We start from the raw sequence: 12,448 nt of genomic DNA, 5'->3' as shown, positions 1-12,448 counted from the left end.
CAGGGTTTAGTTTCCTACCAATTTCAGCAACTCATCATTGCTTAAACTATAGTCTGTCAGGTTGTTTTCGGCTACCGATGCCAGCCAGCTTTTACCAAACTCTACTTTCGGCTTCTGGAAACGAATGTAATCCACGCGCACAGCCAGATCCGGGTTGCCCAGGTGGTCGTAAGTGGTGTTGTTATACGTTACCGGATCTCCGAATTTTATCTTGTTATCTACGGCATACGAGTTGGTGTAACCGATCAGGCCGACCTGTAAAGTGCGTGGCATATCAACATTGTAAAAGCGTTCGCGCACAGTCCAGGTTTTGTCGTTGTCGTACTTGTAAAGCAGCACAAACGATGGTCCCACGCGTACCAGGCGCATTTCGATCCAGTCGAGTTTAGCAGGGCGCAGTTTCAGAGACGAATGGCTGCTGATGGTTTTCTTGGTCTCTATAACCGGTTTGCCCAGTTCTTCGGCGATGCCGGTCGTCATAAACATCCAGTTCTCTTCGCCAGGTTTCCAGGTGTCTTTTCCGCCACGCTTGGGAGCGCGTGCCATCAGGCCAGCCAGCGACCACTGTGATTGCGGCACATCGCCTTTTCTGCCGGATACTTTCATGCGCACCCGCACATCAAAATCACCGGTTATTTCTTTAAACATAAAAGGTGCCTGTTGGTCTGCAAACCACCCAGAGGTGCCCGGCTCAAAGTATAAATGGCCTTTGCTGGTGCTGTTCACATCCTGCTTTATCATTTTATTTACCCAGCCTTCCACTTCATGAAAGTTCTTCCAGCCATCGGTAAGTTTGGTGCTGTTAAACTCGTCGTTCAGGGCAGGCAGGTTAGCGGTAGGTGGCGTGGCGTTGGTTGGTTGCGCCGAGGCAGCGGTTGCGCAACATAAGGCAGCTGCCAGTAATAGCATCTTTTTCATAGTCAGATTAAGTATAGGTTTAGTTATTTAAGGCCAAGTCGCTGTTCAGGAATAGGAGCGCATCCTGTACGGTTTGCTGTGGCAGTTCTTCCATAGGAATGTGGCCTGCGCCCGGGTATACTTTTAATCGGGAGCCTTTTATACTTTGCTGGAAATGAGCTGCATCTGTAGCTGGCACCCAGGCATCGGCCTCGCCCCAGAGTATAAAAGTGGGCGCCTGTAGTTGTGCCAGTTTATGCAGGTTATCCGCATCTTTTGTATTTACGCGGGCAATAAAAGCTTCGCGGTTTTCTTCGCGCAGCAGCATCTCATGGCTCAGCGTTATGGCTTCATCTGTAAGTTTAGAGTCGTCGCCATATATTTCCTTCAGGCTTTTCTCAACTATAAACCGTGGTGTAACATACTTGAGCGAGTGCTTTAGTAACGGGGTTTGCGCCATCAGAAATGGCATGGAAATGCTCTTGTCGTTGGCATTGGTTACGCCGGTGGGCGATATAAGTATAAGTTTTTGTACGCGCTCTGGGTGTGTTGCTGCAAAGTCATAGGCAATCTGTCCGCCAAGCGAGCTACCCGCAATGTGTGCTTTCTTTATACCTTGTTCATCCAGGAAGTGCAGCAGCAGGTTGGTGTAATAATCTATGGTATAGTTATCCGTAGTGTTTCTGCCGGTCAAACCAAAGGCGGGCAAGTCGAGGCGCAGTACACGGTAGCTTTTACTCAGTTCAGCAGTCCATCCGTCCCAGGTGTTAAGCGAGGCAGCTGTGCCATGCAGAAGTATAATTGGTGTACCGTGTCCTTCGTCGCGGTAATGCAAATTGGCGCCATCTATACTTATGAAGCGTGAGGCAGGGGAGCTATACTTTGTTTTTAGTTCTTCGGCAGGGATGTCTGCACGGATAAGGAAGGCTGTGGCCACTATAAGCGTACTTACAGCAGCAACAGCCACGTGTGTGGCTTTAAATTTCATAGTCTTATAGGGTAGCGTAGGTAATAGTAACTCTAAAATAAGATTTTATACTTTAGGTTGTATCTGCTGCTCCTATAAATTGAGTAAATAAGCTATTTACAGCGCTATAGCTCTGAAATCCTCTTTATACTCTTGGTTGTCTTCTGGCTTCAGTGGTATGCAGCGAATTGCGGTGCCAGATAGCTGACCAGCCACCACCGTATGTGCCCTCTATCTTACCTTTTACCATGCTTAATCCTAAAACCGCTACCCCTGTTACCATATCGTTGATGATAGCTGTAGTTTGATCGTAACCCAACACCCACGGTGCCAGCAGCAACCATAAGGCCAGCGGCACATTATATAACCGTACCACACGCGTTGCTTCCCAGATGGCAATAACAGCGAAAGATGCAATAACAGGGCCCACTATATGCGCGTTGTTTGAAATGGTTTTATCGTCTGAGAGACCAAGTATGGCAGGGGAGACCGTAAGCCAGATGCCAAGTATAGCATTAATGATTTGTGCCCACATATTAAATTGCCTTTTCATATACTTCTTTATATCCCCAGAATGCCTTCCAGAGCGAGCCGTTTGCATCTTTTACCCGTTTCATGTACTGCAGGCTGGCCAGCATCTCATCCATAGCCGGGCCAATCATTAACACAGAGATCACCGCTGAAAACAAACACAGCGTACACCAGGCATCGTACAAAACAGGCTGCAACACCACCAGAAGTATACTGATCATACCCAGCGGACCAATCATTATCCCGAACAGAATCACAATCCAGGGCATGGTGCGCCACCTTCTTATTCCGCCGATTAAACCGGCTACGGCATCTACCAGGTAACCAAAAGCACCTAATAAAGCATCAGGTATGGGCAATATTTTAGAAACCCCGGATGTAAGGATCTTTTGGCTGCCATTACCAAAAAAAGGCTCCCAAACGGTAGGTATAAGCTTTAACTGGAAAAGGCCCAGGTAAGTAGCAGCGGCTAAACCAAGTATAGCTAAGCCTACAATAGGCAGGCGCTGGGTCCAGGTGGCCGGATTATAGCTCCAGCCGGGCGGTATGGCAGTGTCGAGGTCGCTCATAGTATGCTTTACAGATGAATGTATGTAACTACGTGAGCGACAGAGCTGTGTTCAGCTTAAGTAAAGAAGGCTGCCTTATACTTCCACAAGATTTCTTGATTCTTCCGGGCTAATTTTTAATCTGCTTAAATTAGCTGTTCACGGAGAAAAACAGGTTGTTGGTATAAGTTAGTAGTACAACATGAAACAGTAGCTTGCAATGCATAGTACTGTATAATATATTTGCAACAGTAATTAAATGTTTAACTCACTATTAACACTTACCATTATGAAAATTTTAGTTCTTTTATCCGCTTCTTTATTTGGTTTTGGTCTTGTTTGCCAGGATGTTACAAGCGTTGCAAAACCTGCCACCACTAGTCAGGTAGTTATCATACCTGCCGAAGAGCCGGTAGCAACTATAGCCTTAGATACCATAGAGGTTGTTTATGAAGCTCCTGCCGCTATAGCAGCTAACATTCGCTAATCAGGGTTTAGTATCTGTCAGGCTGGAGAATCTGATGTATGCTTGCCGCAGTTTAGTATCCATTTCTCTGCAGAATCAAAATCTAGGAAGTTCTGCATAAGCAAAGGAGGCATAACCCGATCCCGCAGATCGCGGGCAGAAAGTTGGCTAAACATGCTGTGAGAGTAGATGTGAGCCATGCATCGTAAACCTGCATGGTAAACGGCAGGCAGCCAGTCAAACTCCAGCCAGTCGTTGGCATCCTGCCAGTCGCCGGTTACTTCAGATTTATCATTTAGTAATTTAGTGCAGGGGTGTTCTTTCATGTATTCCAGAAAAGCTTTAGCTGCGTTTACTACATCATCTGCCGTAATGTGCCCTCTCCATTTGGCATAAATATAATCCGGGCCCTGAGTTATAGTTAGGTATTTCTCGCCCTGTGTGTTAACTAATTTTGTCTGGATCAGTTGAGCTTCTTTCATGTAGTGCAGGTTGCTTAAATTATCGGATAACAGAGGGAGTTATTGTAATAAGTAGCTGAACACTAAACTTTGGAAAGCTGATTTCTTCAGCTATATACCTGTAAATGTTTAGCCAGTATTTATACGGATGGGCAACGGGGAAGTAAGTATAGTTAGTGTTTCTGTACTTTAAGTCTAAGGTTACAACTCCGGACCAGCATTAAAAGCAAGTGAGGATGCTTTGGAAAGCTGCAGTTGGGTGAGCTTCGGCTTCTAAAAATATTACGGACGTAAGCTTACACGTATAGCTTTTGCGGTAGCTTGTACCGGCATCGATTCTCTTACAGGTCCATCAAACCAAACCTCTACCTCCTGGCCCTCTTGTAACAGACCTGCTTTAATTCGTTTCCCTTCATTATTCTCTATAAGGGTATTATGGTCTACTTTTATACTTGCACTAGGATAAGTTGCCCGGCTACCTTCTTTTGCTTCTACCAGGAGCTGTGCGGTTATTTTGCTTCCTTCTGCTTCGGTTTCGGTTAAGCTTGTAATGCTACCATTAATATCAGGCACTGTATCAGGCATACGCTTAGGCTCATCTCCCCGGCAGTTAGTCAGCAAAAGTATAGATATACAAAAGAGCAGGTATTTATAGAGAGGAATCACAGTACATCTGGTTAAATAAAATTTATTACATACTAGCCTTGCAATTGCCCTGGCTCCAGCTCATTAAAACACATAAAGTTTAAAGCCTTACTATTTACCATGAGCTCGTTGAGCTTAGTGCTATATATGTCTTGCGTATATAATAGTTAATTATTGTACTAATATAAAAAGCCCCATGTTTCATATAGTTTGAAACATGGGGCTTTTTATTTAGAAGAAGCTCAGTTACGCTACGCGCAGTACATGGTCTCCTTCAATAGCTTTGCGAATATTTTCGTCAGATGCATAATGAGATAAAAAGTCTCCGCGACGGCAGGTAGCAGATTTTGGCTTCTTCATCATTATTACTTTGGAACGTTGGCCTACCGTAATAAGTCCTACGCCTTTTCTATTACATACCTCCAGTAACTCAGTGGCCAGTAGGTTTTTACGGAACATCAGGCTGCTGATGGATAAACCTATCCACTGATCGTTAGCAGGATACTGCTTTGCCTGATCTACCAGTTTCTCTACCTGGCGGAAGCGGTATTTCTTTAACAGATACGCGTGTAGGATAAAGCCGAAAGGCGCGAAAATTACGGGTGCTATCAGCATAATTAGCAGATTACCAGTGCTTCTGCCTATAAAAAAGCAGGCTGCAGCCACAAGTAGTGGGGTGATAAGCCTAAACCAGCCTAAACCGTTCTTTTTATAGTTAACTACTAAATTGGTAAGTGCTTCGGATTGCTGCATGCTGATATTTGCAACAAATACGTTACCGGTGGTTTGCTTAAATGCCAGAATACCATCGGTAGTATTTCCGCGCTTCGTCTTTTCAGACTGACCAACAAGTATGTTATTAGCGTAACACTGTTGGGTGTAATAGTTTTTAAGATAGTCGAACGCGAAGTCCTCTATCTTGCTTACTTGTTGGTTTGCCATAAGTAGTCTGTAAAATAAGAACAAGAACTAAGAATGTAAAAGCCAAATTGTGTTATCAATTTGTGCCGAGCTTTTCACATTCTGTTTCGATTTATGTCCTAAGAAAACCTCAACGCGTTTTTAACAAAAAAAATCAAAAAGTTCTTTGTGTTCTACAAACATAGCAGATGGAATATATAGTTGCAACATTCTGTATTTTTTTATTTTTATATTAAAGATTACTAATATAAGCTGTGTTATAAACCGGAATGATCCTTTATTAACTAGGATAATTGTAAAATTTTAGTTCCGATAAATAAAAATTTATTTCAGCAGAGTATAAATATGCATTATTTGTAGTGCTTTCTGTCTGTTAATATATACTTTCTGTCAGTTTGATTAAGGGTATTTTACTAAAAATTAATCAAAATGATTAGCTTTACTAACAGGCAGGTGCACAGCTTGCTTAACAATTATTGGCGCAAACTATAACTATGAAACTCTTGTCTTTAGTATTCCGGCTGGTGCTTGCATTCTGCATTTTAGTTGCTTCTACTGCAATCATACATGCACAGGCTCCTGCCAAAGCTTCATCGGCTGATATTCTGCACAAGCTCAAAAAACTGAACGTGCTTGGGACGGTGCTATATGTGGCCGCACACCCCGACGATGAAAACACCCGCCTGATAACCTACCTGAGTAACGAGAAACTTTACAACACAGGCTACTTATCTATAACCCGCGGCGATGGTGGCCAGAACCTGATCGGGCCGGAGATAAGTGAAGGTTTGGGCATAATACGCACACAAGAGTTGTTGCAGGCCCGCCGCACTGATGGCGGGGTGCAGTTCTTTACCCGCGCCAACGACTTTGGTTTTTCTAAAAATGCAGAAGAAACATTCCGTATCTGGGAGAAGGAACAGGTGCTGGCCGATATGGTCTGGGTTATCCGAAACTTCAGACCGGATGTGATGATCACTCGTTTCCCGCCAGATGAGCGTGCTGGCCACGGGCAACACACAGCCTCGGCTATACTTGCCGAAGAAGCCTTTACAGCTGCTGCCGACCCGAAGCGTTTCCCGGAACAACTGAAATATGTGGAAGTATGGCAACCGAAACGTTTGCTTTGGAATACAGGCGTATGGTCGTTTGGCAGCCAGACCGAGTTTGATAAGTATGTAGATAAACTGCTGAAAGTGGATGTGGGTGGCTATAATCCGTTGCTGGGCGAATCGTATGGCGAAATTGCGGCGGCCAGCCGAAGCATGCACAAAAGCCAGGGGTTTGGGGCATCAGCGGCACGCGGCACAAGTATAGAATACCTGCAACACACCAAAGGCACCAAAGCCGATAAAGAATTACTGGAAGGCATAAGCACTAGCTGGAACCGTGTAAAAGGCAGCGATAAAGTAGAAAAGTTAATTCAGAAAGCGATTGATAGCTATAAGCCAACTGAGCCTTCAACTATAGTTCCGACTTTATTGGTTGCCCGAAAAGAGCTTCAGAAGTTACCAGATAACCACTGGAAAAAACTAAAGACCGAAGCGATAAACGAAGTGATTCAGGATGCACTGGGTTTATACTTAGAGGTAACAGCTGCCGATTATGCCGTTACTCCCGGCCAGCCTGTAGCTTTTAACATCGAGGCTATTAACCGTTCAGCAATACCGGTAACTCTAAAATCGGTCAACTATAAATTTGCTGCAAAGGATACCACCTTGCAAAATGAGTTTTCAGCCAACAACCTGTTTAAATACAGCACCACAATAAAACTGCCGGCAACTATGGCTTATTCTCAACCTTACTGGCTACGAAAGACAGGCACGTTAGGTATGTTTGCAGTGGATGGCCTGGATAATGTGGGCAAGCCTGAGAATGACCCTGCTGCGCAGGTAATTTTTAACTTAACAGTAGCAGGTGAGCCTTTGGAAGTAACAGTACCGGTAGTATACAAACGCACCGACCCTGTGGAAGGAGAAGTGTACCGACCATTTGTAGTAACGCCTCCTGTATTTGTGAATGTTGCCGAAGGGGTATACATGTTTGCCGACCAGGAGCCGAAGCAGGTAAATGTGCGCGTAAAAGCCGGAAGAGCTAATGTATCAGGGAATGTAGTATTAAGTTTACCAAAAGGCTGGAAAGTGGAGCCGGAAAGTATAGCTTTTAACCTTCAGACCAAAGGGGCAGAGCAAAATGCTGCATTTACAGTGACGCCACCTAAAGGACAGCACGAAGCAGAACTAAAAGCCATCGCAACTATAGACGGAAAGAAGTATAACCAGAGCCTGAACGAGATCAGCTATAGCCACATACCTGCGCAAATCACTTTCCCGGAGGCAACGGCCAAAATCGTGAAGCTAGACCTGAAAAAGGACGGACAGAAAATTGGTTATGTGATGGGTGCCGGCGACGACATACCTACCAGCCTTCGCCAGATCGGTTACGACGTAACCATGCTCCGTGACAGCGATATGCGCCTTAATTACCTACAACAGTTCGATGCGATTATACTTGGTGTGCGTGCTTACAATACCGTAGACAGGTTAAAACATCATCAGCCAACTTTAATGGAATATGTGAAGATCGGTGGTAACCTGATTGTGCAGTATAATACCAACCATGCGCTGGTGATGCCAAATATAGGGCCATATCAACTCAAACTTTCCCGGGACAGAGTAACTGTGGAAGAAGCCGAAGTACGCTTCCTGAAACCAAACCACCCGGTGCTGAACCTTCCAAACAAGATCACCAAGAAGGATTTTGAAGGTTGGGTGCAGGAGCGTGGCTTATACTTTCCGAACGAGTGGAGCCCGGAATACGAAGCTATACTTTCCTCGAACGACCCGGGCGAGCCTGCCCGTGATGGTGGTTTGCTGGTAGCCAAGTATGGTAAAGGCAACTACATTTATACCGGCTACTCATGGTTCAGGGAGTTGCCTGCCGGTGTGCCGGGTGCTTACCGCCTGTTCGTAAACCTGATCTCGCTGGGCAGAAACAACGGCTCCGGCAATGCAGCTAAATCAAGTATAAAATAGACAAAAGGCCTTTAGACAGAGGACAAAAGATTATAGTTATAGTTGAGTCCTTTGTCAAGATAATAACCATGAAAGATAATCACCCTGTAGACGAAGAGCCGGCAATTCATAAACCTCCATTCTTTAAATCCTGGAGCGGGATGTACTGGCTGGTGCTGGGCAACCTGGCATTTATGATCGTTCTGTTCTACATCATCACCAAAATTTACGAATGAGACCTTTAGACTGGATTGTGCTGCTGGGCACCATAGGCTTCATCGTGATTTATGGCATCTGGAAAACACGTGGAAGCAAAGATATTGAAGGCTACCTGAAAGGCGATAACTCCATGAAATGGTGGACCATCGGGTTGTCTATCATGGCTACGCAAGCCAGCGCAATCACTTTTCTTTCCACACCCGGGCAGGCCTACGAAGACGGGATGCGCTTTATACAGTTCTACTTCGGTTTGCCGATTGCCATGGTCATCATTTCTATCACTGTAATCCCTATTTTTTATAAGCTGAATGTATACACAGCCTATGAGTTTTTAGAGAACCGCTTCGACCTGAAAACGCGCTCGCTGGCGGCATTGCTTTTCCTGGTGCAGCGTGGGCTGGCAGCAGGTATCACTATTTATGCGCCATCTATTATACTTAGTACGGTGCTGGGCTGGAGTTTAACTATAACCAACCTGGTAATAGGAGTAGTAGTGATTATCTATACCATGTCGGGAGGCTCGAAAGCGGTAAGCGTAACCCAAAAGCAACAGATGGCTGTGATGATAGGCGGGATGGTTATTGCCGGAATTATGGTAGTGCGCTACCTGCCCGATAATGTAGGTTTTACGGATGCTGTTAATGTGGCGGGTTCGCTGGGCAAAATGAATGTAGTGGACTTCTCTTTTGATTGGGATGACCGTTATAATTTCTGGTCCGGGATTACGGGTGGCTTGTTTCTGGCGCTGTCCTACTTCGGGACTGACCAGAGCCAGGTGGCGCGTTACTTAGGCGGTAAATCGATAGGAGAGAGCCGGTTGGGTTTGCTGTTTAATGGCTTATTGAAGATTCCGATGCAGTTCATGATCCTGTTTATCGGGGTAATGGTGTTTGTGTTTTACCAGTTTAACGAGCCGCCAGTTTTCTTTAACGAAGGCACCAAAAGCAAAGTATACGCCACCGAACACGCCACTGACCTGCGTAAGCTGGAAGCAAACTATACTTCCATCTTCACGGAAAAACAGCAGGCCATGCAGGGTTTGGTATCAGCCCTAAAAGCAGAAGACGAAGCCGCTATTGCCACTGCCGAAACGAAAGTAGAAACCCTGAACGCAGCCGGAAAAGAAGTACGCGAAGATGTAAAAGCCCTGATCACGAAGGCTGTACCCAACGCCGAAACCAAAGACACCGATTACGTTTTTATCTCTTTTGTGATGAAATACCTGCCTGCCGGATTGGTGGGATTATTACTGGCAGTGATTTTTGCGGCAGCTATGTCGTCGGTAGCTTCTGAAATGAATGCGCTGGCATCAACGACAGTGGTAGACATTTACAAACGCTCCATCAACCCGAATGGCAGCCCGATACATTATGTAAATGCATCCAAGCTATTTACAGTAGCCTGGGGAGTTATCGCTATACTTTTTGCCACGTTTGCGTCCATGCTCGATAACCTGATTCAGGCAGTGAACATCATCGGCTCTATTTTCTACGGAACTATACTTGGCATTTTCCTGGTGGCTTTCTACTTCAAGCGCATTAAGGGCAACGCGGTTTTCTATGCAGCTATACTTGCCGAACTGGTGGTACTATACTGCTTCTATTTCACCGAGATTGCTTTCCTGTGGTTTAACGTAATCGGCTGTGTATGCGTGATTCTGTTCGGGTTTATACTTCAGAGCATCATCGGGAAGAAAGAAAAAGAGTTGGTTAATGTATAGTTTACCTGGTCATCAACAATTTAACAATTCAGCCATCAGCAATAAAAAAGTTTAGTTACTTTTGCCGCACAACCACTTGAGTAAAGTATAAACCATGGAATTAAAGAAAATAGCTTTAAACGATGTACACGAAGCACTTGGCGCTAAAATGGTGCCTTTTGCCGGTTATAATATGCCAGTTCGCTACTCATCTGATATGGATGAGCATAATGCAGTACGTAATGCAGTAGGTATTTTTGATGTGTCGCATATGGGCGAGTTCCTGGTGCAGGGCCCAGGCGCATTGGACCTGATCCAGCGCATTACCTCTAATGATGCTTCTAAACTAACACCCGGCAAAGTACAGTATTCTTGCTTCCCAAACGAGCAGGGTGGTATTGTAGATGACCTGTTGGTTTATTGCTTGGGCGAAGAAGATTATATGCTGGTAGTAAATGCCTCTAACATCGATAAAGACTGGGACTGGGTAAGCAAGTATAACACAGGTGGTGTAAAGCTTACAAACATTTCAGATGAGATGTCGCTGTTTGCAGTGCAGGGCCCTAAAACTGTGGATGCATTACAATCGCTTACGAAGCTGGACCTTGCCAACATGGTATACTATACGTTTGATAAAGGTGAGTTTGCCGGCGTTAAAGACGTAATTGTTTCAGCTACAGGTTATACTGGTTCAGGCGGTTTCGAGATCTACGTGAAGAACGAAGATGCCAAGCGTGTTTTCGATGCTATTATGGAAGCTGGTAAGGAGCACGGAATTAAGCCAATCGGTTTAGGTGCCCGCGACACATTGCGCCTTGAAATGGGTTTCTGCCTGTACGGTAACGACATAAACGATACAACTTCTCCGCTGGAGGCTGGCCTTGGCTGGATCACAAAATTCGACAAGGAGTTTACCAATTCTGAGAACCTGAAAGCGCAGAAAGAAGCTGGCGTAAAACGTAAGCTGGTTGGTTTCGAGATGCTGGAAAAAGCTATCCCAAGAGCACATTACGAGATCGTGAACGAAGCTGGTGAGCAGATCGGTGAAGTAACTTCAGGTACCATGTCGCCATCAATGGGCAAAGGGATTGGTATGGGCTATGTAACTACCGAGTATAGCAAACCGGGCACCGAGATCTTCATCCGCGTGCGTAACAAAGACATGAAAGGACAGATCGTAAAACTGCCGATCCTTAAAAAATAGTTTTAAAGGACTCAGGACACAAGATTAAAGACAATATAAGTTTTAGATCTTGTGTCTTAAATCTTAAGTCTAAAAAGATGCCAAGTATAGATGTGTGTTTCAGCCCGGAGCTGTTGCACTTGTATGATCTGAAGGGAAAAGCTGTTGTAGCTGTGGATATACTTCGTGCTACCTCAACTATGGTTACGGCGTTTGCACATGGCGCTACTGATATTATTCCGGTAATGAAGCTGGAAGAATGTCAGGCCTATGCCGAAAAAGGCTGCCTGATAGCTGCCGAGCGTGACGGCATAAAAGCCGAAGGCTTCGACCTGGGCAACTCACCATTTACTTACATGAATGGTAATGTGCAGGGCAGAACTATAGCCATTACCACCACCAACGGCACACGCGCTATCCATTTATCGATGGAGGCTGATGAAATTATAATTGGCTCTTTCTTAAATCTTCAGGCTGTAGTAAATCACCTGAAAGAACTGCAACTGGATGTATTGGTCGTTTGTGCCGGCTGGAAAGGCAAATTTAACCTGGAAGATACACTGTATGCCGGTGCGCTGGCTGAAAGACTTCAGGATTCGTTTGGTTTTGAGAACGATGCGACACTGGCTGCGCTATACTTGTACCAGACTGCTAAAAATGATCTGGTTACTTTTCTGCGTCAGTCTTCGCATGTGCGCCGCCTCGAGAACCTTGAAATACACAAGGACATCGAGTTTTGCCTGTTGCATGATAAGTATAACGTACTGCCAGTCTGGAAAAATGACCGTTTGGTAGACCTGCGGGCAAAACATACATTTGCTTAAGGTATAGCAAGTATAAATTGCAGTTAAAGTATAAAGGCCGGTTTTAGACCGGCCTTTATACTTTATACTAAGC

The 12,448-nt window shown here is 45.0% G+C and carries 13 protein-coding genes; 6 read left to right on the top strand and 7 right to left on the bottom strand.

Annotation, left to right across the window (positions count from 1 at the left end; all coding sequences use genetic code 11):
• Window positions 1-6: 6 nt before the first annotated feature.
• From MJ612_RS10190 to MJ612_RS10175, 4 genes are all read right to left on the bottom strand, one after another.
• Complete coding sequence (locus MJ612_RS10190) at window positions 7-918, bottom strand: DUF1349 domain-containing protein (protein ID WP_187033371.1); 912 nt, start codon at window positions 916-918, stop codon at window positions 7-9.
• Between the two features lie 19 nt (window positions 919-937).
• A complete protein-coding gene (locus MJ612_RS10185) occupies window positions 938-1,885 on the bottom strand; it encodes an alpha/beta fold hydrolase (RefSeq protein ID WP_187033370.1) in 948 nt (315 codons plus the stop codon).
• A gap of 124 nt (window positions 1,886-2,009) precedes the next feature.
• Window positions 2,010-2,417, bottom strand: a complete 408-nt coding sequence (locus MJ612_RS10180) for an SPW repeat domain-containing protein (RefSeq protein ID WP_250419118.1) — start codon at window positions 2,415-2,417, stop codon at window positions 2,010-2,012.
• Window positions 2,401-2,964, bottom strand: coding sequence for a vitamin K epoxide reductase family protein (locus tag MJ612_RS10175; protein ID WP_187033369.1), 564 nt, complete (start codon window positions 2,962-2,964; stop codon window positions 2,401-2,403). The genes MJ612_RS10180 and MJ612_RS10175 overlap by 17 nt, the downstream gene beginning before the upstream one ends.
• Before the next feature lie 268 nt (window positions 2,965-3,232).
• Here MJ612_RS10175 and MJ612_RS10170 point away from each other — a divergent pair, with 268 nt between their 5' ends.
• Window positions 3,233-3,430, top strand: coding sequence for a hypothetical protein (locus MJ612_RS10170; protein ID WP_187033368.1), 198 nt, complete (start codon window positions 3,233-3,235; stop codon window positions 3,428-3,430).
• A gap of 17 nt (window positions 3,431-3,447) precedes the next feature.
• Here the strand turns inward: MJ612_RS10170 and MJ612_RS10165 are convergent, their stop codons facing one another.
• The 3 genes from MJ612_RS10165 to MJ612_RS10155 all read right to left on the bottom strand — a co-directional run bounded on the left by MJ612_RS10165 (window position 3,448) and on the right by MJ612_RS10155 (window position 5,457).
• Window positions 3,448-3,891 carry a hypothetical protein gene (locus tag MJ612_RS10165; RefSeq protein ID WP_187033367.1) on the bottom strand — a complete coding sequence of 148 codons (444 nt, stop codon included), beginning with the start codon at window positions 3,889-3,891 and terminating at the stop codon, window positions 3,448-3,450.
• 261 nt (window positions 3,892-4,152) lie between these two features.
• Entirely contained in the window at window positions 4,153-4,491 is a 339-nt protein-coding gene (locus tag MJ612_RS10160) for a DUF3221 domain-containing protein (RefSeq protein ID WP_187033366.1), read from the bottom strand.
• Between the two features lie 270 nt (window positions 4,492-4,761).
• Window positions 4,762-5,457, bottom strand: coding sequence for a hypothetical protein (locus tag MJ612_RS10155; protein WP_187033365.1), 696 nt, complete (start codon window positions 5,455-5,457; stop codon window positions 4,762-4,764).
• Window positions 5,458-5,930: 473 nt separating this feature from the next.
• Here MJ612_RS10155 and MJ612_RS10150 point away from each other — a divergent pair, with 473 nt between their 5' ends.
• The 5 genes from MJ612_RS10150 (at window position 5,931) to MJ612_RS10130 (ending at window position 12,375) form a co-directional block, all read left to right on the top strand.
• Window positions 5,931-8,471, top strand: coding sequence for a PIG-L family deacetylase (locus MJ612_RS10150; protein ID WP_187033364.1), 2,541 nt, complete (start codon window positions 5,931-5,933; stop codon window positions 8,469-8,471).
• A 68-nt stretch (window positions 8,472-8,539) separates the two neighbouring features.
• The gene (locus MJ612_RS10145; protein ID WP_187033363.1) at window positions 8,540-8,686 is read left to right on the top strand and encodes a hypothetical protein; all 147 of its coding nucleotides are present in this window, start codon (window positions 8,540-8,542) and stop codon (window positions 8,684-8,686) included.
• Window positions 8,683-10,389: a sodium:solute symporter gene (locus MJ612_RS10140; protein WP_187033362.1), complete on the top strand. Its 1,707-nt coding sequence runs from the start codon at window positions 8,683-8,685 to the stop codon at window positions 10,387-10,389. Before MJ612_RS10145 ends, MJ612_RS10140 begins: the two co-directional genes overlap by 4 nt.
• Before the next feature lie 94 nt (window positions 10,390-10,483).
• Window positions 10,484-11,572: a glycine cleavage system aminomethyltransferase GcvT gene (gcvT, locus tag MJ612_RS10135; RefSeq protein WP_187033361.1), complete on the top strand. Its 1,089-nt coding sequence runs from the start codon at window positions 10,484-10,486 to the stop codon at window positions 11,570-11,572.
• Between the two features lie 77 nt (window positions 11,573-11,649).
• Complete coding sequence (locus MJ612_RS10130) at window positions 11,650-12,375, top strand: 2-phosphosulfolactate phosphatase (protein WP_187033360.1); 726 nt, start codon at window positions 11,650-11,652, stop codon at window positions 12,373-12,375.
• The last annotated feature ends 73 nt before the right edge of the window (window positions 12,376-12,448 follow it).

It is taken from the genome of Pontibacter deserti (assembly GCF_023630255.1).
GTDB classification, from domain to species: domain Bacteria; phylum Bacteroidota; class Bacteroidia; order Cytophagales; family Hymenobacteraceae; genus Pontibacter; species Pontibacter deserti.
This window is presented reverse-complemented; position numbering and strand designations above follow the sequence as displayed.